This window comes from Bradyrhizobium jicamae, assembly GCF_018130215.1.
Classification (GTDB): Bacteria; Pseudomonadota; Alphaproteobacteria; order Rhizobiales; family Xanthobacteraceae; genus Bradyrhizobium; species Bradyrhizobium jicamae_A.
This window is the reverse complement of record NZ_JAFCKQ010000045.1, coordinates 26103-49112: the sequence shown is the minus strand read 5'-3', so window position 1 is coordinate 49112 and position 23010 is coordinate 26103. Positions and strand designations below refer to the sequence as shown.

The following is a 23010-nucleotide window of genomic DNA, read 5'->3' as shown; positions in this document are numbered from 1 at the left end:
GACGAATCTCCAAATGGGGCGCAGCCGATTCCTTATTCGCGGATAGCGGCTAACTGCCGTCGCTAAAGCATTTAGCAAGCTCTTCGTTCCTTACTATGGATTTAAGATTTTCTAACTTTGATAGGCCCCGGGATCCAGAGATTTCGCTGTCTCGCCCATCTTGGCTCTTACGTACCAAGGCAAAGCCGCAGTCTCTATGTACAGAGCCGAGAGATGCTTTGCGAGCGCTTCGATCGAGTAGTTCTTCCTGACGTAACCTGGCCCCGCTGCTCCGGCTGCCGAGAGCCGCGTAAAGTCCGACATGAGACTTCGCAGAACATTCTCAATCGTATCTGGATTGGCGGGGATGATCGGACAGGCTTCGAGATCCGCGACGTCCACTCCTGCATGCAGATAGCAGATAACGGGGCATCCCATTCCCATTGCTTCGACTGCTGTTAGCCCGAATGATCCACTTACAAGCTGGTCTACAAGAACGTCAACTTCCCGCATTGCCGCCAGGATCTCATCGTTTGGCTTCCCGCTAAGCAGCGAGAGCTCGATTGGACGACCCTCGGCCTGCAGATTGCGAATCGCATTCTCGAGATAACTCGTCCCTTTGAAATACGGATGGTTCGGAAAATGACCGACAACGAATTTGTCACGGCTATGCCTCACAGGCGGTCGAGGATGCAACTTACCAACGTCAACCGTCAGATACGGCACATTTCGAGCACCTGGAATCATTTTTATGGCGAGCCCATGCGCAACCACCGCCGTCGAGTACTTTCGGATCACTTCAAGCATCTTGCCCCCCCCGTGATCGTCGCAGACACAATAGGAGCCCGGAGCAGGGCATTCAGAACAGAAGCTCCACTTCCCGAGGGCGAGGGTCTTGTTCCTCATTCTGTGATCGGCACCGTATGCATAGGTATAGAGACGCTTCCCCGCGCAACGATAGATTTCCATCTCGCGCACCGCAATTCCAAAACGGGAGCTGCCATAGCCGCCGGCGGGCTCAACGATACCGCGATCGTTAAACAGGTGAAAAATATCGAAACTGGCGAGAGCCCACATCAGAACCAGCCACCGGAATAAATAGAGATCTTGGCCTCGCTCGGCTATGACGCGATCTTGAATCTCAGTAAATACAAAATCAAAATCCGAAGTTGTATAGTAGGTGTTAAACACGAGCGTCTTCGCGTTCACGTTCAGCGCTCGGTCGGCAGCTACTTGCGCGGACAAGTTTGCGATCGGCGTCACTCCCCAAAGCGAATTGATCCGGCCGCGCCGCAGTCGATCCTCAGCGACTATCTGGCAGTCAGCTATAAAAGCAGTCCAAAACTTCTGTGCCTCGGGCGACTGATCAGGATCGAGAAATTCTCGAAGACCATCCAGCAAGGAAGCCAGCAGCGCGTAATCACGCTTTTTGACGAACCGGTTAACTTTCTTCAGGAGCACCTTAGCCAGGAGATTGGATGGCGAACTTGGAGAGAGCACACGAAGCGCGGCCCGAAATTTACGGCTTCTTCTGGCGAATCTCGAAACATTAGGAAAGTTCGAGGCCCGCCGCAGAAAAATTCGCGATCGCGATGATAGCCGTCTTGAGTGAGCTTCTCTCTGCATCTCTGGGTCAGATGGGGCTATTTGCGAACGAAGATTTGGCCGTCGACGAGGTATAGAAGAAAAGGCAACGGTCTTCCGACTGCTTTCACGCGCAGGCTCGCCTGATGATGTCAACCACCCGGCACTGATCCTCGTCAGTCATGTTCGGAAAAATTGGCAGCGCAATCGTCGTGTCTTCGGCGATAGCCGCTTTAGGAAATTCCTCAGGCCGCAGTCCGTACTTGCGCATGTAGTAACCTAGCCGGTGTACCGCATGCGTACCGGGCCGCGTCTGAATTCCGGCGTCGGCGAGCGCGTTCATCAGGGCGTTGCGTTGCCCGCGATCGCCTTGAAGCAGACGGATCACGTAGGATTGGTAAGTGTGCCCTTCCAGGTCCCCACCCAGTGGTCGCGCGATGGAATTGTTCCCAGCCAGCAACTCGGAATACGTTCGCCCGAGGCGGCGGCGCTCGGCGAGCAGTCGATCCAGCTTGGCCATCTGGGCGACACCAACCGCCGCCTGAATGTCCGAAAGGCGCAAATTGAACCCGAGATTGTCAAAGGTCGCCATCGTCCATGGGCCGTGAGGTTCCATCGATTGATCGGGCACCCCGCTAGAACCATGGTTCCGTTGCGAGCGGACGCGCGCCGCGAAATCATCCCGGTTCGTCGTGACAGCTCCTCCCTCTCCCGTCGTAACAACCTTGCGCGGATGAAACGAAAAGCAGCCGATATCGCCAAGGCCGCCCACCGGCTTGCCGCGATAAGTCGTGCCGATCGCGCAGGCCGCGTCCTCAATAACGGCAATGCCGCGAGACCTTGCGATAGTGTTGATTTCGTCCATCGGGGCCGCAAGGCCAAAGAGGTGGACAGCAACGATGGCTTTGGTGCGCGGCGTGATCGCCGCCTCCAAAGCTTCGGGGTCAATATTATATGTTGACAGGTCGATATCCACGAACACAGGCTTTGCTCCGACGTATTCGGCACTGTGCGCGCTCGTTACCCACGTAAAGGCAGGAACGATCACTTCACTCCCTGGTCCGAGTTGCAGAGCCAGTGTCGCCAGATGAAGTGCCGCGGTGCACGATGTGCAAGCCATCACATGCTTGATCTCATGCCGGACCGAAATAAGCTTCTCGAACCGGTCCGTCATAGGACCTTGCGTCACCCATTTCGAGTTCAAGCAATCGCGCAAACTGGCGATCTCGCTCTCATCAAAACTGGGTTCAGTGATCTTCATCATGACTGCTGCTCTTTTGACGACATTGCTACTCTTTATGGCGACAAGTGCTCCGGCATACAATCTCGGAGCCGCACCTTCGACGCATCGATACGGACTTTGGAACAATGGGCGGGCATTGCTTGCAGCTGTGGCGATACGTCATCAAGCCGAATAGACCTGAACCTCGTAGGGGGTTAGCTTTGCCTTAACCTGCTCGAAATAAACCGGACTGATGGCAAGCGCTACATGGCGGATTCCCAGCTCCTTAATCTTGTCCAGCCCCCCCACAATCCGGCCATGAATATCGCTTCCCCATGTCGAGCGGTTTTCGTCAAGGTACGCAGCGACCTCCGCCGCGTCGAAGCCAAAGTAGAAGGGAGCGAACAAACCCGAAGATCCCAGTCCAAAGATAGCAAAGGGCCCGCCACCTGCCTTTGCCGCCTCGTGGGATCGGAAGATCGCATCCATCGCATTTTTTGCGACAACAACGTTTTTATCGAGAATGATGCGGTTGTCCGCTACCACATTTGTGAGTAGTTCTGGACGATCATTCTTTCGGAGCAAGACGAAAATCGGAACGCCCGCTTCCTTCGACGCGACGACATCGAATCCGGCTGCACGAGCCAATGCAGTCAGACTATGTATGGTCAGCTTTGAAAGGTGGTCGGCACAGAAAAGATCGTTCGGATTTTTAGCAAAGTTAGGCACACGAATGTAGAACAGACCGTTGTCGCCGAGATGCCGGTGTGCCCATCTCAGCATGTCGAACGGATCTTCGACGTGTTCAAGGACGCCGAGAGCCACTAAGAGATCAAATTTCGCTGGGCCGGCGTCGAAATCTTTGTAATCGCAGCGCTGGATTGAGGCTTCAGGAAACCTCTCTTTCAAGACGGCGAATGCCGCACTCGGCTCGAACGCCGCCGCACGCCAATCACCCGACTGTTGAAGGAAGTACCCCAGAAAGTCGCCTTTCCCGGCACCGATTTCCAAAATCGCTCCGCGCCCAGGCAACTCGATCATTTCTCTCAAAATCTGGTGAGTGCGTTCGGCCTGAGAAATCGGAGCGGGACCAGAAAAGCTCTGAATGGCCGCGTCCGCCGTCTTCATCATCAAACTGTAGCTGTCTTTGTAAAAGGACTCGCTCCACCCGCGCGTGCCACCAGCATTGAAAATGAGCCCGCACGCTGTGCAGAGCCGGTTATCCAGCGACGCACCGGGAAGTACCATCATGTCGGAAGTAACGCACGTGCCTGAGAACGATGGATATACCTTTTGCAGTTGGTCGGATTTGCAAACGGGGCAGTAAACTGACATAGGATTAGCCTCCTAGAAAATCAAAAGGCGAGTTGACTAGCTGAGAGAATGCTCTCTGAGCCCACGCAAGATCATCATTTCCTTGTAGGAAAAATGAGGTGGCACCTTCTCTCCCAACACATCTCGGCGGATGAGAATATCGGGCTCGTTGTAGCCGGCCATCGCCCTGAGCGACGTCGTTCCCGAGAAGCGAGGGTTGATTTCAAACGGAACGACAACGCCGTCGACTACCCGACATTGTAAGTTCATTGGCGCGGTCGGCGACAATGACGCAGCCATCTCTTCGCAAGCGATCCTGACCAAAGACCAGTCCGCAACATGCCCCTGAGATATACCCGTAGAGATGACAAGGCGCGGACCAAATTCCAAGCGATTGGTCCTGTTCGGCACCTGTGTGCGAATCGTCAAAGCGTTGTTAATGACGCGCTTGACCGCGATCGAATTGATCAGCGCACCGTCCTTCCCGAATAACACGCCAACTGTATATTCCTCGTCGGGGCTCCCGATATATTCCTGCGCAATAAAGCACTCGCACATACCGAGCAGATATCGCGAGAAGGTGAGGAGTTCGTCCCTCGACTGAACGATGAAGACATTCGCAGATCCGCCACCCCCAACTGAGGGCTTCAGGATCGCCGGCAGAAGTTTCCAGGCCTCGAGGTCGGCCAGGTCCCGCACTTCGGCAAATTGCGGCGTGCGAAAACCATGAGAGGATAGATACCCCATCGTTCTCACCTTGTCCTGACAAACATCCAAAACGGAAGATGGATTCACCGGAATGTAAAAACCATCAGCCTCGAGAATCGATTTCGACCTGCTCAATACCGTCATTTCGGGCTCGGATCCGTGAAAAATGGCAATGCACTTCTCGGATCGACCCAACGAGCGAAGCTCGTCAAGATATCTCGGATCGCTCGCGCGCGGCAATTTGACAAACTTGTCGACAAGACTCCGGTTTGCGCAAGCGTCGCTGATATCGGTCCCGACGATTTCATACTCAAGTTCGCCGAGACGAAGCGCCTTGAGTATCTGCTCGCCGTGTCCACCACCGCCGATTCCCGTAAGTAGGACCCTTGTGCGTTTACCCTTCAAGATCGTTACCTACTCGATATGTCGCACAGCGGCTCAGAAGCGACGTCACTGACGGCGAAAGTGAATAACGTGAAAGTACACATTTGCAGGATCTGGAAATGTCGAATCGCAGAATTTTTGCGTCGCAGTCTTTTACGTCGAATATGCAGGCCGATCCCCTGAGATCGTCGCCTCGCGGAAGACCACAACTGCCGACGTTGACGAACAGCTTGCCATCGTGCCGACGCACAAACGGGCGGTGGGTATGCCCCATGAAGACCACATCCGCGGTCACTCCGGAAAAATCCGACAAACTGCTGTCAGGGTAGACGTAGCCGGTCAGTGGATCGGCTGGACTGCCGTGAACAAACAGGAAATCCGCACCTTGCTCGCGAACCTCCAGCTGCGAAGGCAGCGCCATAAGAAAGTCGCGCTCAACATTGGTGAGTGCGGCGAATGTTTCACGGTGACGGTAAACGGCGTCTTCTTCGGCGGTGGCTCTTTGCTGGACAAGCATGTCATCGTGGTTGCCCTTGAGCGCGCGTATGTTGCTCCCCTCAAGCAAGCTGACCACACGTTTGTCGGGAATGTAGCCAACAGAATCCCCTAGAAAGTAGATCAACTCAGCGCCCGCCTGCGCTAAAATGCCAAGTGCAAGTTGAAACGCTTCGACGTTGCCATGGGCGTCCGACAGAATGCCGAGTCGCATGTCAGCTCTTTTTCAACGCACAAAGATCGTCAGTGCAGACGCAACACCTTCCGCCATATTGGCGTCCTCGCGCGCGGCTCGGATTTTCGACCAAACCACTCAAAGCATTCGCTTAACGTCCAAGCTACAAAGCCATCCTGGACCACCTTGAGCACTGCGTTGTGCATCCCGCGCGTCTTCTCGATGTTATCGGGGTGAAGATTGATGACGATCACTCCCGGAACGCCACTCTCTCTAATGCGATCGGCGAGGTCGAGTATGCACTTGCCCGATCGAGCATCGTCCCAGCCGTGGACGAACACAATGCCATCGCCGACAGCGGTCAGGATGCTCCAATGCTCCGTTAATCGATCCCCGAGGGTGAGGCACGCCGGCAATAACGAGCCGTTGATCACGCTGCCATCAAGTCCCGGCAAATTGGAGCTGCCTTTCACACCATGATCGAGCCATGCCGTCGCGTGTCCCCAGTAGCCTTCATTGAGAAAACCGTGGTTTCGTACCGTGCACGTATGCTGGCCAGTCAGCTGCTTGAACCATTTCGCTTGTTCAGAAAAAAGGCACGTGTATTTGCCTGGAGATTCAAGCGCATCGGGATGAAGACCTAACTCTAGGCGTCGGCCATCCTTCAGCTGCCGGAGAGTGTACTTGTCGTGCTTGGTGAGAGGGTGAAGAAAATACGTGATCGGCAGCGAGCCAAGCACCTGTCGCTGTTGGTCGTAACGATGTAGCGGCGCCTGATCATCATCGCCGGTCACAATGATCGCGCCGGGTGCACCATTCGGCAACATCGGTGATCTGGCCTGACCGCAGAGCCGCTCCAATGCATCGGCCAAGACTTCACACCACCAATCAGCAGGCCGCTCGCGGACATCTTCTCCTGCAAGTTGCGCCTCAAACAGGTAGTTCGGTCGCTCGCCGGCGAAGCCCCACTTGGCTTCCGTTGGCCGGTTGTAAGCTGCAGCGGGATCACCCTGACGATATCGAAGGAGGTCCGAGGCAAGATCTGTTCCCACGAAGATGATCGAGGCCGCTGAATCCATCTTCCGGTGCAGCCATACCGCAGCGCCATCGCTATCCGAAACCACCGACGCTCCAACTGCCGACCTGAACCGCATATACGGATGCAACGTGCGCAACCGCCGCCATGGCTTCGGTCCCGCGTTGTCCGCCGTTAGCACTTGGGGCGAACAAGTTGGCTCGTCATCGATTGCTACGTCAAACGCCTTGGCAAATCCCGCGTCTGGAAAGACGGCAACTACCGCAGTACCCCGCGCCAGAGCTTCTCTCGCCAAAGCTAGATCGGAGCAAGTAGCTCGATATAGGACAACCGGCGCATTCTTCTCGACTGCGCGATAACCGAATATCTTCAAATGGTGCGCAATCCAGTCGCTACGCACTTTCATCGACGCGTCCCAACTGCCACGACGTTCACCCGGTACCGAGGCGGCGTTAGCGCAGAGAATGCATCCTGAACTGAAATCGGTATGGTGCCATTGACCAAATACCACCACGTGCCAGGGAGAACGGGAGGATAAAATCCGTAAGAGAACGTTGACGAAACGTCAAAGCCCGAAGACCGAACAAAGTCGGCGAGCTCTCGTTCCGAGTAAGAACTGACCGTCGCGGGATCAATATCCCTGCGATGGACCAGTCGAAACAGATTTGTCCGATTCACCGAGCGGACCAATATTCGCCCACCCGGCTTTAAAACGCGAAAGATTTCTGAGAAAGCAAGCTTAGGATCCTTGAAGTAAAGCAATGCGCCAAGGCAGGCGACCGCGTCAAATGAACCATCTGGATATGGCAGGTTCTCGGCGTATACACCTTCGTCCCAGGTAACTACACGATATTTGCTTATAGCTTCCCAGGATGGAAAGCGGCACGGGTCAGCTCCAACGACGTCCCAGCCTAGGCTGGCAAGCAACGCCACATAACGGCCGGGTCCGCATCCGATCTCCAATACGCGTCCCGGACCGGACCCAAGCAAATCGCCGATGCGTGCATAATAAGGATATCGGGATATGACGCGCACATGGTCCCGGTCGCTTGCTAAGCGGACGATTTCCTCTCGCTGGTAAGCATGAACTCGCTCCCACGATTTTGCACTCAGCTTAAAGCTCATCGACCCTCACAGGGAACAGTTTCGCCACGACACCACAATCGAGGTCTTGGTCTATAGGGACGATCCGGAATGAAAGCGCGTTCACGAGCCGCTGGAAGACTTGCGAATACGGATAGTTCTCCGGGAACTTCCAACCGTCCGCTGCGTAAGCGTTTACAAAATACTCTCCCGCCCCAAAAACGTTGTCGTGAAACTGGAAGGTAAATCTCCGACGTCCGCAACCATTGTAGATGTTGGCATCGGCCATCCCCGAGGACTGCCAGTACACATACGTGCCATCCACTCGGCTGATTTTGATTCCAACGTCGGCGACCGGCACTTTCTCGTTGAAGACGACGTCAACGACTATTTCGAAACTTTCGCGCTCCTTGACCGAGTGCGCGGACTTTCCGGAAACATACATTTCGACGCTCGTGATCTCAACTTCGCTCTTGGCTTGCTTGAGCAAGCTTTCACGGACTTGAAACGCGATTTCTTCCTTAGGCAACTGAACCTCAACACGAAAATCTAGTTGTTGCCACCCGTCCTTCGCGTCCTGCTTTCGCAGCAATGTTGCCTGCTTCCAGACACCGGCACGAAGATCTAACGCTTCAATCGTAAGCGATTCCAAATCTTGCGAAGCAACCTCGAGTGATACGTCAAGAGTCATCATCCCCGAAGGTGCGGCAAGCGCGAGCTTATGACCAATGACGATCTGTCCTCCGGGATTGCGGCCCGAAGCACGCTGCAATGTGCGGCACTCCACACCATATCGTTCGTGAAGTCGTCCCCATTCGCCGGATATTAAGTCGAGCGAACCAATCTCATCCGTTTCATCGATGGCCATTGTCAACGGAAACTTGACGTCAAGCTTTGCGAGGTCGTTCGAGACTCTCAGATCCTTGACATAGTGCGTGGTGGAAAAGCGCAAGCCATTTGCGGGCACTAGTCGAAGGCGTAGCGCCTCCTTGCCAATCTCGCCAGGAGATGGCTTGGACGACACGACCATTCCTGCTTGTATCGCCTTGCCACGAGTGGCCTCGTCTTCGCTCTGACGATAGTCGAGCTCATACTTGGCCAACACTGACTGCGCGTCTCCCGATGCTCGAATGCCGCCGTTCTGCATCCAGATAACTGTGGAACACATCTGTTGGACTGCGGCAATCGAATGACTTACAAACAAAAACGCTCGGCCTCGCGAGCAAAACTCTTGCATTCGTCGATGAGCTTTCGCGGCAAAATAGCCATCACCGGTGCCGAGCACCTCGTCGACTATAAGAATTTCGGGTTCGGTCGCCGTTGCGATTGCGAAGGACAGTCGAGAACCCATACCCGTCGAGTATGTCCTGACGGGCTGGTGAATGAATGCGCCCAACTCCGTGAACTCGACGATATCTTCGATAGCTCGGCTGATTGCGGAACGAGACATTCCTTGCAACAGAAGATTGAAGCGAATATTTTCAAGCCCCGTTGCGCTCTCGTCCCATGCTGGTACCATGCTCAGCAAGGACGATATCTTTCCGTTCACGCGCACCCGCCCACTCGTTGGGGTCAAATTGCCCGCGATGACTTTTAACAACGTGCTTTTTCCCGCGCCGTTGGGTCCAACGACTCCAACGCGCTCACCCTCGCGGACCTTGAGCGAGATATCGCGAAGAGCCCAAAACTTATCGTGCCGACGGCCGCCGAATAGCGCCTCGCGAAGTATGTCCACTGGCTTGCCGTACAGCTTATAGGCGACACTCAAGCCTTCAACTGCGATCGCGGTCATTAGAGAACCTTGCCAAAGAATGGTTTTAGGATTTGAAACAATCGATAACCCAGACTGAAGCAGGCGAAGGACATCGCCGCGAAGACAACCCAAGCGTACGGATGTTCAATGCGACCAAAATAGAGCGTGTCCTGATAAACCCAGATGAAGGCGCTGAGGGGATTGAAATTGACGAATGGGCGAAACAGTGTTGGTACCCAGGAGGGCAGGTAGACGACCGGAAGAACATAAATGCCAGCCGTGACGAGGACGACGGCGATGTCTTTCATATCCCGGATGAATACGCCGATTGCCGAGAGGATCCATCCCAACCCGATCGTGAAAAGGATATTCAAGGCTAATACGGCAGGCAGAAGGACGTAGGTCCAAGGCAAGGACCGGTTTACGGCAATCCCGTAAATCGTAATGATTGCTATCCCCACGATCCAGAACACCAAGGAGATCAATACATCCTTGATCGGTAGAACCTCTGTTTGGAAAGTGAACTGCTTGACCAGGTTTGAGTTACTGACGACCGATGCACAAAGACTCGGCAAAGCGGTGCTGAACGTGAGCCATGGAATGAGACCCGACAAAATATAGGTGGTGTAGTCCCTTGGCATTTCAAAAGTGCCGCCAATTCTTTGGCTAAACACCACGCCAAAAATGAACACGAACACCATCATCTGAAATAAGGGATGGCCGACAATCCATAAAGCACCGGCAAATTGGCCCGCGTGTCGCATTCGAAGCTCGCGCGAAGCCATGGCTACTGCGAGCTTTCGCGACCGCAGCAACAACCTCATTCCCGCGATCAAGTCCTGAAGGAAAGATCGGGGGCTCAACGCACCGGCGAAACCAAGCCGATGCGATTGAATGTCGAGTTCGCTCTCGTATTCCATCAAAAGTAAGCGTCCATCAACTGCTCCAGATTGAGCAGCGACCAGATTAGCAATCGGCGATTTTGTCGCCCTCCAATGTGGTCGTTTATGAGATTTTTGACCACCTCGTAATCGAGCAGATTATAGATCTTGGCCCGCGGGTTGATCACTCTGCGCTTTACATATTCAATGCTTTCGCCCTTGAACCAGCTCGCGTCCGGAGCCGAGAATCCCTGCTTCTCCCTACCGGCAACGTCGGCCGGGATATGCCGCTCCATCATCGTACGAAGCGCTAACTTGCCATCGCGCGTGCGCTGATAATAACGCTCGGCCTTGCCGCCCGGCTCGTTCTCGTTGAGCGCGACGACCTCGGTCAGGTTGCCCAGCTTCAAATGCGCCGGCAACCGCATGGCGAAGTCCGCAAGATCATTGTCCAGAAACGGCACCCTACTTTCAAGCCCATGCGCCATTGCCAACTTGTCGTCCACGATCAACAGCCCGTTCAGGAAGGTCTTGGCCTCAAAGTATAGCGAGTGATTGACGTAGTCCTCCGGACGCGTCAGCGTCGCGGCGTGTTCATGGAAAACGTTGCGGAAGATGTCCTCCGGCGAGACCTCCTTCGCCTCACTCCACACGGGCCTTAGCAGGCGCGGCAAGACGTCGGCCGGCACCAATCTCTGCCAAAATCCGAAGTACTTCTGCACGTAATGATCGAAGTCGTCGTTTACGACTGCGCGATAGTAACGCCAGGGGTAGCCGGCAAAAAGTTCGTCGCCTCCAGTGCCGGACAGAACGACCTTGCCGAACTTTGACGCGAGCTTGGCCGCGTAATAATTTGGATAACACTGTCCAACGCGCGGCTCCTCAAGGTGCCAAGCGAGGCTCGGCAAGGCGCGTTCCATATCGCCTGCTTTCAGAACCATCTCGTAGTGCTCGGTCTTGAACAGATACGACATGTATTCGGCCTTGGCCCGCTCGTCGTAGCCGAGTTCGACACCCGAGGCGGAATTCAGGTCAAAGCCGATCGTGAAGGTTCGCATGAACGGAAGCTGCGCCGCCGCCAGCGCTGTAATCGAACCAGAGTCCATTCCGCCAGAGAGGTATGAGCCGACGTCGACATCGCTCACCAATTGTCGGTAAACCGCCTGACGAAACAGGCGATCGAGTTCTTCGACCGCTTCAGCCTCGTCAATCTTGCCGCAAGGTTCCTCGAAGCTGAAATCCCAATAACGCCTTGGCTCAACGCTATCGCGGCGGTCGAGCTCGATCTGAAGATAGCAGCCAGCCGGCAGCAATCGCGCGCCCTCGAACAGGGTACGATCGGTAAAGAAATTTTGGAATGTCAGATACTCGGCCAAGCCTCGCGCATCGAGGCGCGCCGCAAAGCGGGGGTGCGCTCGAAATGCCTTGATCTCGGATGCGAACAAAAACACGCCATCAAGCTCGGCGTAATAAAGTGGTTTCACACCGAACCGGTCACGGGCAATCGTTAGCCGCCGTTCCTCAGTATCCCAGATCCCAAAAGCGAACATGCCGTTGAATTTCAGAAGTGCGCCAAGACCCCACTCGGCAAAAGCATGCAGCAGCACTTCGCTATCGCCTGTCGAATGAAAACGGTGCCCCCGCGCAGAGAGCGCAATCTTCAATTCCTTGAAGTTGTAGATCTCGCCATTGTAGGTGAGCACGAAACGGCCGTCCGGCGTTTGCATCGGCTGGCGCGCGGCATCAGTCAGATCAATGATCGAGAGGCGGCGATGGCCGAGCCCGACCGGGCCCTCACAATAGTGCCCCTCTCCGTCGGGCCCGCGATGCGCAATGATGTCTGTCATTGCGGTGAGAAGGCGGATCGAAGCAGGCTTGCCGTCCCGATGTATGATGCCGGTGATGCCGCACATTGTCAGGTCGTCGCTGTTTTGAGCTTCGGTCGTTCAGACCTGCGCCCTGGCGCGGCGCTGTTCGACCTGATCGATATGGCTCTTCCGCCATTCGATCAGCCGACGCAGGCCCTCGTCGAGATCGATCCCTGCCGTGAAGCCGATCTCGTCCTGGGCTCGCTTCGGTGAACCAATGCGATTGCGGACCAGCGTCGCTTGGCTCCGCGGCGCGTAATTGATAGGCTGGTTGGAGCCGGTCAGGTTAAGAAGCTTCTCTGCGATTTGCTTAAGCGAAGTCCGCTTGCCGGTGCCAACATTGTAAAAGCGATCCGTCGCTGTCGCCTTCATCGCGCAAATGTTGGCCTGCGCACAATCTTCCACTGCGACGAAATCGAAGGCTTCCGAGCCGTCCCCTAGAATGGTCGGCCCCTCCCCTTTGTCAATCGCATCAAGCATCTTCATAATGACCGCTATATATGCTCCCCGATAATCCTGCCGCGGTCCATATACGTTCATATATCGCAGGCCCACATAGTCTAGGCCGTAACGGAAATGATAGGCGCGCGCCATCGCCTCACCGCAGATCTTTGTGGCACCATAGAAGTTCTTGTTGTTAAACGGGTGATCCTCCGACATAGGCTCTTCGACCGCATCGCCGTACACAGATGCAGAGGACGACCATATCAATCGTTTGATGCCGTTGCGAACACAGCCATCGAGGACGTTGAACATTCCCTTGACGTTCACGTCGAAGGCCGATCGTGGAAAGTCATGACACTGCAATAGCCATAGGGCCGCGAACTGAAATACGCCGTCTACCCCCTTTAGAGCGGCGTCCAAAATATCGGTTTGCGTAATATCACCGCCCGCCTCGAATATCTTGACGCGGGGGTCACGCAATGCCGCAGCAAGGTTTTCGTGAGTGCCGCGGACAAAGTTGTCATAGACGATGATTTCGCCCACGTCCGTCCTGGTTAATTGTTCGACCGCATGCGACCCAATCAGCCCGGCCCCGCCAATGATGACAAATTTCTTCCCTCTGATATCCATCAGTTTCAGCCTTCGATTTCCGCGAGTGTTTCATTGTTAAGCTGATATCGTCGGTTAGTCCGACGACACACGAGGTCGCGACCTAACCGTTCGCCGGCCCTGCTCATCCAACCGACGCGGCGCGCCGGATTTCCTACCATCAGCGCGAATGCCGTCACATCTTTTGTCACCACAGCTCCGGCACCGATGAAGCAATACTCTCCAAGCGAATGCCCACACACGATCGTTGCATTGGCACCAATGCTGGCACCTCTCCCGACCGGCGTGGGACGAAATTCATCCTTCCTCGAAACATCCGAGCGTGGGTTGTTCACGTTCGTGAAGACGCAGCTTGGCCCGCAAAACACGTCGTCAGCGAGTTCGACGCCGTCATAGATCGAGACATTGTTTTGGATCTTGCAGCCGTTGCCAATCTTGACGTTCGGGCCGATCATCACGTTCTGCCCGATCGAACAGTTTTCGCCGATTACCGTACGCGGTAGAATGTGGCAAAAATGCCAGATGCTCGTGCCACGCCCGATCATGGCGCCATCGTCGACATAGCTCGATTGATGGATCAGTACGTCGGGAAAACGTGGATCCTCGCGCATCTCCTTCATTGCTGCATCGCCCGCTGGGCAAAACCGTGAACGCCGTTGCTCCTGACGATCGGCGCGTGACGAAAGGTCGAGACAATGTCGATCGAAGGACGCACCTCGTCCAGCCCAAATCCCCTGCCAGCAACAATCTCCTGATAGCTGCGCGTATGCAGATCGGTGAAGCCCTCGGAGAACTCTACTTCTTTACCGTCGACAGTGATGGACCGGAAAGTCGTCTTCTTGCCCTTGACGCCGTCCGGCAGATCGTTGCGGTCAAGTGATAGGAACCAGCTGATGTCGGCGCGCTCGCACTCTAGTGAACCCGCCGCCTTTTCGGCCTCGCGCAGATGCGCCTCGCTTCGGCTAACGGTGCCAAACACGAAACTCAGCATATCAAAAAAATGTACGCCGATGTTCGTTGCCACACCACCCGACTTCACCTCGGATCCCTTCCAGGAGTTGTAATACCAGCGCCCGCGCGAGGTTATGTAGGTGAGCTCGACCTTGTGGCGCCGATTACTCTTGGCAAAGCGTTCGCGCAGCGCGACGATCGCCGGATGCAGTCGCAGCTGCAGAATGGTCGACACACGTCGTCCAGTGTCCCGCTCGATCTCGACCAGTCCGTCGATGTCTTTCGGCTCCAGTGTCAGCGGCTTCTCGCAAATCGCATTGCTGCCCGAGCGCAAGGCGAAACGACAATGCGCTTCATGAAGATAATTCGGCGAGCAGATCGACATGAAGTCGATCATGCCCCCCCGACGCTTCAGATTATCGACATGGCGATCAAACAGCTCGAACTCGGTGAAGAACTCGGCATCCGGAAAATGACTGTCCATGATACCCACGGAGTCGTTCGGATCATACGCTACCGCCAGCGTACCGCCGGTTTCTGCCATGGCCCGCATATGCCGCGGGGCGATGTAACCCGCGGCACCGATCAATGCGTAAGTCTTCATTCGAACGTCTCTCCACGAATTCAGGCCTCACCTGGCCAAGCTACCGCACTCCGGGTGAATCGCTCACCATTCCGGAGTATAAGCATCGAGGTCTGCCGGGTGGCAGACGATTTCAGGCCGCAGTGACCAGATCCGTTCCGACGAGCACACGAACCTTGCGACCCAAAAGATCGAGGAGGACCGCGACCCTCTGCTGGTCGCTGACGCCTTCCACCAAGGCCAGACTGTCAATGAAGGCGCCAGCGACAATTCGCACCTTGTCGCCAGGCACGAAAAGCGACGAGCGCGCCAGTTTGATAAACCCGTCCTCATCCTCGCGGGCCCGCAGCGCCTCAATGACCCCGTCTGCCACGGAGGCCGGCCGGTCTTTCCAGCACACCAGTTGCGATACACCGACGGTCGATTGAATTACTCGCCACCGCTGCGCCGCAAGATCGATTGCAACGAAGAGATAGCGCGGAAAAAGCGGCCGCGCCACGGTTTCCACCTTCCGCGCATGACTGCGACGCTTCAGGTAGCGCGGAAGGTAAACCGAAAAACCCTGGCGACAAAGATTGGCCGATGCCTTTGCCTCGGCATTAACGCGCGTCTGCACGACGTACCAGCAAGCGCGGTGTTCTGCGGTCATCAGGACACAACTCTCTGGTCAGGGAGACGCAAGCCGAGCAGTTCCGGAGCCAGCACGCGCTCGGCTCCGAAGGTTTCAACAGCATGGTCGAACGTGCTCTTCGCGCGCGTGAGGTGAGTGACGACGACAGCATCGAACGGCTCGCCGACTTCGTCATAACTGGGGACGACCTTCTGGCCCACGAAACGGCCCGCCGATGCATCGGGATCAACGACGGCGACGATCGAGACCGGTCCGTCCACCGCGCACAGCATGGCGATTTCACAAAGTTCGGATTTTCCCGCCAGAACAACCCGTTCATAGCCCTGAGCGCGAGCCCGCTCGAAGATGCGACCATAATCCTGCTTGGCATTCCGAATCAGAGAGAAGGAATCGGAGAGAAAAAGGACCGTAAGCCGCGATTTTTCGGAGAAGCCCTGCGGCGTCAGATAGTAGGCATATCGACGCGCGGGCGCCTGACCCACCTTAACCAACCCCTTCTTGACGGCACGCCTCAGGTACGCATTCACTAGCCCAAGCGCGACGCCGAGCTCGGCGGCGATGCGACGTTGCGACCGTGTTCCGTCCGCTTCAACGGAATTCAGAAGACCGAGGACGATCCGATCCGCCCCACTCTCATCCATCGGTAGACTGCCTTGCATCGCTTGCCACATCCCCTCAAGACAGAGGGCTCTAGCGCGTTCATGCGGTGAACGTCAAGCATCTCCGTTCATTTCGTGAACGAAATAACGTATTGTTTCAGAGATACATTTTTGCCACATTGGGAACTAGCAACGTCGGCTGTCAGTTCAAAAGGCGCGCAGCAAAAGCTGCGTAACTATACTTCTCTGCGATAGCAACATATTGCCGCTGACCCGCACGCCGCGGCACCGCGGTGATCGACCAGATCCGTCAGTCGACCGACCTGGTCGGCAACAACAGCCCCGGTCCCCCGTTCTGCTAACTGCCGAATATGCCACACACGAGATCCGCCTAATCCAATCGAGGTCCGCAAAGCTCGTCGCCGACCCAATGAGCGGCGTCCTGAGGAAACGGCCATCTTCTGGCGCTTGGAAAATTGATCGTCGCTGGGGATGGATGTTTCACCCACAATCGCATGTGATGGGACTCGTACAGGGTAGCATTGAACGAGCCGGTTCTGATAAGCGAAGGGAACAGAGACGAACTTTTGTCCAGACCCCCGCAGCGCAGCCAACGGCGCGTTGACATTGGCCAAACGGCCGCCGGCGGCTTGTCAATGGACCTGGAGCAGGCCCTTGATCCAAACGGAGAGGTATTGCCTTCGGGTCTACTCCGTTTCAAGCTCGGCGGCAGCTGGAGTTAATGCAGCGCAAACTCCTTCCGATCCAAAAGGGATACGCTCCGGAACTGCCAAACAAATGATTGCAGACTACATCATCGACACCCTTGTGAGACGCGCTCGGCGCGCCACCGAAAGACGGATCGCCAACGGCACCCCTCGCACGCTTTGGGCGTCGACTCCAATATTAACTCTGCCAATTTTGGCAAGATGCGATCGTCTCCTCGGATTTCGTTCGTCATCGCTCGTTTTCAATACCTATTACGTTACGAGATCCTTCGATATAAATCTCATCCTCTTTGAGGGCCTTCTGCGACTGACCAAAAGTCGATCATGCTTGGGACTCTTCCGTCGGATCGTATTTGCATGGGCTTTGCTGCGATTCGACATATTCAATTATTTCTATGATCGCGGCCTGCTGCTCAGCGAGAACCGTTACGGGATCAATCCTCGAGAGCTAGAACTCCTGCTTAAGTCCGGAAAGCGGCTATATACCTATGCCTACGGCGCCGATGTGAGGACGCGGAACACTACGTTGGAGCTTGGGCATCCAAACGTGTGTGAGGAATGCCCGCAACCAGGCAAGTACTGCATCTGTACAACCGAATTACACGACTTATCGCTCAAACCACTTGAAAAGCGCGCAACAGCGCAAATCGCGATGGGTGATATGACGGCATACGTGCTTGGCTGCCGCGACATTCACTACTGGCCGATTGAAGCAACGAAATTTGTTGCAACACCACCTATCTTTCGACCCGGTGACACTTTGAGGGTTGCGCATGCGCCAAATCACGGTCACTTCAAGGGCACACGTCTTCTCGCTCAAGCAATCGACAAACTTTCCGCAGAAGGCGAAAAGATCGAGCTCGTGTCAGTGCAAGGTGTACCTAACAGAAGAGTCATCGAGCTTTTTGGTACCTCCCATATTGTCGCCGATCAATTTGTAGCCGGGTTCCATGGTTACACCGCGCTCGAAGCAATGGCGATGGCAAAACCCGTCCTGTGTTTTTTGCGAAACGATCGGATGATGATCGATCCAGCTACGTGTCCAATCATCAATGTATGTGCGGACGAAATTTATGATGTGCTCAAGAAGTGCTTGCATGGCAAGCTGGACCTACGGGCCATCGGTCAGAGCGGGCGCCACTACGTGGAAAAGTATTATAGCTTAGAAGCTGTCGCGGCCAGACTCGGCGAGCTGTACATGGACACAGCGGGTTTCCCGAATAGCCTGAACGCGAAATTGAGGATCCGAATCAAAGATCTTATGACAAATCGTTCGGAGCCTTAGAGGCGAGTCCGATTATATTTCTCGTTCCTGTTGTTCGGCTACACAAAATGCGAATCCTGCACGGTCCCGTCAACGTAGGTAACCAGCCCTGGGTACTATCGCGCGTATGGCATCGTCTCGGTGCCTCGAGCGATCTGGTCGCGCGAAAGCGAAACGTGGCTGAAATATCTTGCAGACAATCGGAAGCCGGCATAGCCACGGCGATACTGACAGCATGCGCTACGCCCGACGGCCGTTTCCAGCTGAATCCCGACGCTCCTTGAGTTATTGTGCAAGGCCCCCCCTGCGAGAACTACATCGCACGTCGGAGGGTTTTGGCAAATCCCGTCGCAAAGGCAGCTACGCGGGCGTCCTGATCCGCAAGAAAGTTGCGGACCACGGGCGCGGCGGAATCCTCTGAAAGACGCATGAGATGATCCGCCAAAGCGGCAGGATCGTCCGTTCCGAAATAGTGAGCCGCGCCCGCAGTCTGCTCGCGGTGTACATCGAGATCGGACAATATCATCGGAACGCCGAACGATTTCGCTTCTTCCACTGTCGTGCTCCATCCCTCAAATCGAGATGGATTTATCAATGCGGTGCAAGCCCGCAACAGCGCATAGACGTGCGGTAATGGAATCATTCCCAGATGACGAAAGTGCTTCTCGAGGCCGCGATTTCGGACCTGCGCCATAACTCGATCAAAGTATCCCGGCTCTCGCGGGTCTTCGGTGCTACCGGATACGCACACCACGACATCAAACCCGCGCTGCATCACGATGGTCAGCGCATCGACCACCAGTTGGTGGTTCTTGTGCCTGTAAAACTGGTTGGGCAGGTAAAAGTACTTGTCGGGCAACCGGTATTGCGCAATCACCCCGGCTGGATGCGTGGTCAAGAGCGCCGGCGAAGGCTGGGTCGCAAAACGAACCAGAGAAGTTTTGTTTGTCGCCCTGGGGTAGTATTTCCTGAAGTCGCGATGCGCGCTCTCGCTGCTGAGCATGATGGTCCGCCCCGACGCGATTTGAGCGCGGAAGCCAATTTCACGACGCCATCGTGCCGCGGCAGGAAAGAGGCGGGGCAATGTGCGATGTTGCAGATCGGGAAACCAGGCCACCACTGGTTGAGATAGACGCCAACCAAAGAAGCGGGCGGTTTCAACCACCACATCGATGCGCTGGGTGCGGAAGTCCGCCGCCGCCTTGCGGTCGAGCCCGAGCATGAGCGCTGCAGCCAGGCCGGCTTGCCTTCCGAAGCTACCCGATCGCACCACCTCCACGTCTGGTATCTCCGCAAGCGCGGCGAGATCGGCATCATCGTCGGTGGTCCCCGCGAACACGACCGGTGTAAATTCACCTGGCAGATACCGATTTAGCGCCGCGAACAGATTGCTCTGATAATTGTAGCCGCCGGCCCAGATCCGGCGCGAGATGTAGCTGAAAGCGACCCGCAGCGGCGCTCGCTCAACCACGAGCATGCCCCTTGAACCACGCCACGTAGTCGGCAAGACCCTGATCAAGCGGAATCTGCCAGTCGAACTTCATTCGACGCAGGCTCACATCGTCGGCCACCAGGCTCACCGGATCGCCGGGCCGCCCGACACCGGAATAGCATACGACTGTATTGCCTCCCCAGTGTCTGATGAGGCCATTCGCGATGTCGGCCACGCTCGCCCCTCGGCCCGAGCCGCCATTGATAATACGAAAGGAGTCCGGCGACGACAGTTCAGCGACGCTCGCCACCAGCCTGGCGACATCGCGCACGTCGGTCCAGTCGCGGACTTCCGCGCCCGTCCCGCCGAGATCGAGCGAACCCGGCTCCGCCCTGAGACGTGAGCAGATGTCCCAGAGCAGTTGCTTGCGCAGGTTCGGTCCGTAAACCGAGAACAGCCGCACCACCGTGCAGCGCAGGCCGAACGAGCAGGCATAGCTCCGGCACAATTGCTCCATCATGAGCTTGTGCTGACCGTAGGGCGACATCGGAGCCGGCGCGGCGCTCTCGGGGATCGGAACGGGGTGGTCGGCTCCGTAGACCGCCGCACTCGATGCCGCAATCAATTCACACTCCGCCGCAGAGGTGCGCAGCCATTCCAGCAGCCGGGCGGAGCTCGCGACGGTGCGGGAGAAATCCTCGAACGGCCGCTCGATCGACAGGCCGACCGACGATCCGCCGGCCAGATGGAAAACCTTTGACGGCAGCCCGTGCGCGGACGCAAGCGCATTCAGGTTGGCCGCATCGATCTCGCCGTTGATCCAGCTCTGCAACCCGAGCCGGCACGCTTCCGTCTGATCGAGCGCCCCATGACCGATGCCATGGACCGCATGGCCGGCGCCGGCCAATTCGCGCACAAGATGACGGCCGATGAATCCGTTCGCACCGGTGATCCAGACCCGCATGGCTCAAGCCTTGCGACAGACGAACGAATAAAGGCGCCCCGGCCGATTGTCGAACCGTCCGGCGATCGAGAGCAGCGAGACAAAGACACTGCGCGGCGCCAGAGCCGCCCGCCACAGCGGTCCCGCCGGGATCGTGCGCGTGAGCTTCGCGACGACGGCAGCACGCAGCGTGTCCAGCGTATACGGGAACAGGTTGATCGGGCTTTGCAGCGGCCTCAGCGTGTCGATTGCGGAAAATCCGGCGACGGTCAGCGCGCCGGTGTAGCGATCGAGCAGGAAGGCGTGCTCGCCGCCGTAAAGGTGATGCAACGGATGGTGTGCGAGGAATTGCGGCAGATCCGCCTCCTTGCTGATGACGTGCTCGCGCGCCGCGATCAGTATGCCGCCGGGGCGCAGCACGCGGAACATCTCGCGGCATGCGCCATCAAGGTCGCTCGTATGATGCAGCACGGCGCGGGCGAACACCACATCGAATGCCGAATCGTCGAAGGGCAGCCGCTCGGAAAATTCCTCGACCACCCGGATCGGCAGTTGCGCCTGGGTCGCGAGATCGCGGATCGCAGCTGCGCCCACGATCGCGCTGGAATCCGGCTCGAGCGCAGTCACGGCAAAGCCGCTTCGGGCGAGCGCATAGCTCGCAATGCCGCGGCCGGCGCCGACGTCGAGCGCTGCGCCCGACCGTCCGGCCAGCAGTGCGGCGATCGCCTGCCATTCGGTGCTTTGAAAATAGCGTTCTGCGGCCGCGATCAGGGGATCGTCGTAGAACGCGTCGAGCACGAGCTGGTGCTGGTCGGGCTGGTTGCGCAGCCAGACCACGGCCTCCTCCCAAGTCGTGAATTTGCGTTCATCGTTCATCAGGGCCGAGCTCCCTCGCCAGCACGGCCGGATTGCCTGCCACGATCGAATAAGGCGCGACGTCCCTCGTCACCACCGCACCGGCCGCAACGATGGCGCCTTGCCCAATGGTCACGCCGCGCAGGACCATCGCCCCTGCGCCGATCCAGGCGTCATCACAAATTCGGACCGGGCTCTCGTCAAGCGAGATCTCGGACGGATGGCCGCGGGTAAAGATCTCCTGAACCTGCCGGTGTCGATCGGCGGCGCGCAGTGGATGCGTCAGATTGTCGAAGACGTTAGCTGAATGCGAAATTAGGACCCGGTTTCCGATCTCGATCGCGGCGGCCGACCAGATCCGGGTGCTCTCGCCAACATAGCACCATTCTCCGATCCTGATCTCTCCGCCGTGAGCAAAGGTCAACAGCTCGCCGAGGATGCGACTGCTGCGGCCGACGACGATCTTCCCGGAATCGCCGCGGATGTTTCTGATCCTGGCATAGCGACCGAGCGCCGCGTTGGCCTCGAGCCGGCAGGTCGCTCGGCCCATCAACCGCTGGATGAGGTAGTCGAGATTCATGCTGTCAACTGCAGGCAGGCCACGGCGCGCGACGACGCAGCCAGGTCGTCACCCCGCCCCTTGCCGCTATGGACGTCGTGAATGATGGCGTCCGCAAGCGCCTCGGCACTCTGACGCGACCAGCCGTTCCGCGTATAGCCGAAATAGTCGACATGGGATGACGTCGGGCAAAACGCCTCGATGATCCGCTCGATCATCGCGCGATCGAACACTTGATACCAGCCGAGATTGTCACGCTTGCCGTACGGCACCGAGATCAAGCAGACGCCGCCGGGCCTGAGGATGCGCCTGAATTCCTTTACCGCCGGAACGAAACCATCGAGGTCGGCCTCCGCGTCGCGCTTATCGCCCGTGTACAGCATCTGGTTGTCCAGGCCGATATGCTCGATCGTCGAGATGCTGGCGACCGTGTCAAAGACCCGGTCGTCGAACATCGTCTTCCGGAGGTCACCGAATACGTAGGAATAGCCGTCGCGCCAGTAGCACCGTCGCTCGGGCGCCAGCGTCATGATGGTGAGGTCGGCGCCGCGCAGCGGAGCGCGCTGCAACAGGTAGTCGTGGTTGAAGGTCGATCCGGCGTCCAGCATCTTGCCGACCTTGCTCAGCCGGGAATACACCCAGGGATATTCCACGACGCGCTCGTCCATGGCGATGCCGTAGCCGAGCGGCAGTTCCTTTCCGCCCTGCAGCAGCCCGGCATCGATTGCCGAGGTGATGATGCCGCGCTTGACCGTCTGATAGCCCGGGCCGAACGGGCGCGGGCGCAGCTTGAACAGCGGCGCCGCGAGTCCGTCGGCCGCCCATTTCAGCTCATGGATCAAGTCACTCGCAGACATCATTGATTCCCGATGGCCCACCCCAACGGCCGGCCTTGCGCACCGTCTAGAGCCTTTTCCGTTCCGATGGAAT

General features: G+C 56.9%; 21 protein-coding genes. 1 reads left to right on the top strand and 20 read right to left on the bottom strand.

Translation table 11 applies throughout. The features are described 5' to 3' along the window. Positions 1–111 precede the first annotated feature (111 nt). From JQ586_RS32250 to JQ586_RS32180, 15 genes are all read right to left on the bottom strand, one after another. Positions 112–1440 (bottom strand): hypothetical protein, encoded by a 1329-nt coding sequence (locus JQ586_RS32250; RefSeq protein ID WP_212398671.1) that lies wholly within the window; start codon positions 1438–1440, stop codon positions 112–114. Between the two features lie 250 nt (positions 1441–1690). Then, positions 1691–2827, bottom strand: coding sequence for a DegT/DnrJ/EryC1/StrS aminotransferase family protein (locus tag JQ586_RS32245; RefSeq protein WP_212398670.1), 1137 nt, complete (start codon positions 2825–2827; stop codon positions 1691–1693). A 141-nt stretch (positions 2828–2968) separates the two neighbouring features. Beyond that, positions 2969–4036, bottom strand: a complete 1068-nt coding sequence (locus JQ586_RS32240; RefSeq protein WP_212398669.1) for a bifunctional 2-polyprenyl-6-hydroxyphenol methylase/3-demethylubiquinol 3-O-methyltransferase UbiG — start codon at positions 4034–4036, stop codon at positions 2969–2971. Between the two features lie 120 nt (positions 4037–4156). Then, complete coding sequence (locus JQ586_RS32235; protein WP_212398668.1) at positions 4157–5212, bottom strand: ATP-grasp domain-containing protein; 1056 nt, start codon at positions 5210–5212, stop codon at positions 4157–4159. After that, positions 5202–5900 (bottom strand): metallophosphoesterase, encoded by a 699-nt coding sequence (locus tag JQ586_RS32230; RefSeq protein ID WP_212398667.1) that lies wholly within the window; start codon positions 5898–5900, stop codon positions 5202–5204. Before JQ586_RS32230 ends, JQ586_RS32235 begins: the two co-directional genes overlap by 11 nt. A gap of 29 nt (positions 5901–5929) precedes the next feature. Beyond that, positions 5930–7303 (bottom strand): hypothetical protein, encoded by a 1374-nt coding sequence (locus tag JQ586_RS32225; protein WP_212398666.1) that lies wholly within the window; start codon positions 7301–7303, stop codon positions 5930–5932. Further along, a complete protein-coding gene (locus tag JQ586_RS41645; RefSeq protein ID WP_212398665.1) occupies positions 7300–8022 on the bottom strand; it encodes a class I SAM-dependent methyltransferase in 723 nt (240 codons plus the stop codon). The genes JQ586_RS32225 and JQ586_RS41645 overlap by 4 nt, the downstream gene beginning before the upstream one ends. After that, positions 8012–9772 (bottom strand): ABC transporter ATP-binding protein, encoded by a 1761-nt coding sequence (locus JQ586_RS32215; protein WP_212398664.1) that lies wholly within the window; start codon positions 9770–9772, stop codon positions 8012–8014. Before JQ586_RS32215 ends, JQ586_RS41645 begins: the two co-directional genes overlap by 11 nt. Then, positions 9772–10653: an ABC transporter permease gene (locus tag JQ586_RS32210; protein WP_212398663.1), complete on the bottom strand. Its 882-nt coding sequence runs from the start codon at positions 10651–10653 to the stop codon at positions 9772–9774. Before JQ586_RS32210 ends, JQ586_RS32215 begins: the two co-directional genes overlap by 1 nt. Further along, complete coding sequence (gene asnB / locus JQ586_RS32205; protein WP_212398662.1) at positions 10653–12527, bottom strand: asparagine synthase (glutamine-hydrolyzing); 1875 nt, start codon at positions 12525–12527, stop codon at positions 10653–10655. The genes JQ586_RS32210 and asnB overlap by 1 nt, the downstream gene beginning before the upstream one ends. Before the next feature lie 33 nt (positions 12528–12560). Continuing rightward, positions 12561–13556, bottom strand: a complete 996-nt coding sequence (locus JQ586_RS32200; RefSeq protein WP_212398661.1) for an NAD-dependent epimerase/dehydratase family protein — start codon at positions 13554–13556, stop codon at positions 12561–12563. A 5-nt stretch (positions 13557–13561) separates the two neighbouring features. After that, the gene (locus JQ586_RS32195) at positions 13562–14155 is read right to left on the bottom strand and encodes an acyltransferase (RefSeq protein WP_212398660.1); all 594 of its coding nucleotides are present in this window, start codon (positions 14153–14155) and stop codon (positions 13562–13564) included. Further along, complete coding sequence (locus JQ586_RS32190) at positions 14152–15090, bottom strand: Gfo/Idh/MocA family protein (RefSeq protein WP_212398659.1); 939 nt, start codon at positions 15088–15090, stop codon at positions 14152–14154. The genes JQ586_RS32195 and JQ586_RS32190 overlap by 4 nt, the downstream gene beginning before the upstream one ends. Positions 15091–15202: 112 nt before the next feature. Next, a complete protein-coding gene (locus tag JQ586_RS32185) occupies positions 15203–15718 on the bottom strand; it encodes a transcription termination/antitermination protein NusG (RefSeq protein ID WP_212398658.1) in 516 nt (171 codons plus the stop codon). Further along, positions 15718–16341: a winged helix-turn-helix transcriptional regulator gene (locus JQ586_RS32180; protein ID WP_249148483.1), complete on the bottom strand. Its 624-nt coding sequence runs from the start codon at positions 16339–16341 to the stop codon at positions 15718–15720. The genes JQ586_RS32185 and JQ586_RS32180 overlap by 1 nt, the downstream gene beginning before the upstream one ends. Before the next feature lie 633 nt (positions 16342–16974). Here JQ586_RS32180 and JQ586_RS32175 point away from each other — a divergent pair. Further along, positions 16975–18312: a glycosyltransferase gene (locus JQ586_RS32175; protein WP_212398656.1), complete on the top strand. Its 1338-nt coding sequence runs from the start codon at positions 16975–16977 to the stop codon at positions 18310–18312. 292 nt (positions 18313–18604) lie between these two features. Here the strand turns inward: JQ586_RS32175 and JQ586_RS32170 are convergent, their stop codons facing one another. Genes JQ586_RS32170 through JQ586_RS32150 form a run of 5 tightly spaced genes read right to left on the bottom strand, consistent with a single transcriptional unit; the run spans position 18605 to position 22937 of the window. Continuing rightward, positions 18605–19768, bottom strand: a complete 1164-nt coding sequence (locus JQ586_RS32170) for a glycosyltransferase family 1 protein (RefSeq protein WP_249148482.1) — start codon at positions 19766–19768, stop codon at positions 18605–18607. Further along, entirely contained in the window at positions 19755–20687 is a 933-nt protein-coding gene (locus tag JQ586_RS32165) for an NAD(P)-dependent oxidoreductase (protein ID WP_212398655.1), read from the bottom strand. Before JQ586_RS32165 ends, JQ586_RS32170 begins: the two co-directional genes overlap by 14 nt. Positions 20688–20690: 3 nt before the next feature. Beyond that, positions 20691–21542 (bottom strand): class I SAM-dependent methyltransferase, encoded by an 852-nt coding sequence (locus JQ586_RS32160; RefSeq protein ID WP_212398654.1) that lies wholly within the window; start codon positions 21540–21542, stop codon positions 20691–20693. Continuing rightward, complete coding sequence (locus JQ586_RS41220) at positions 21532–22101, bottom strand: DapH/DapD/GlmU-related protein (RefSeq protein WP_212398653.1); 570 nt, start codon at positions 22099–22101, stop codon at positions 21532–21534. The genes JQ586_RS32160 and JQ586_RS41220 overlap by 11 nt, the downstream gene beginning before the upstream one ends. Continuing rightward, on the bottom strand, positions 22098–22937 hold the full coding sequence (locus tag JQ586_RS32150) for a methyltransferase domain-containing protein (protein WP_212398652.1): 840 nt from the start codon (positions 22935–22937) through the stop codon (positions 22098–22100). The genes JQ586_RS41220 and JQ586_RS32150 overlap by 4 nt, the downstream gene beginning before the upstream one ends. Between the last annotated feature and the right edge of the window lie 73 nt (positions 22938–23010).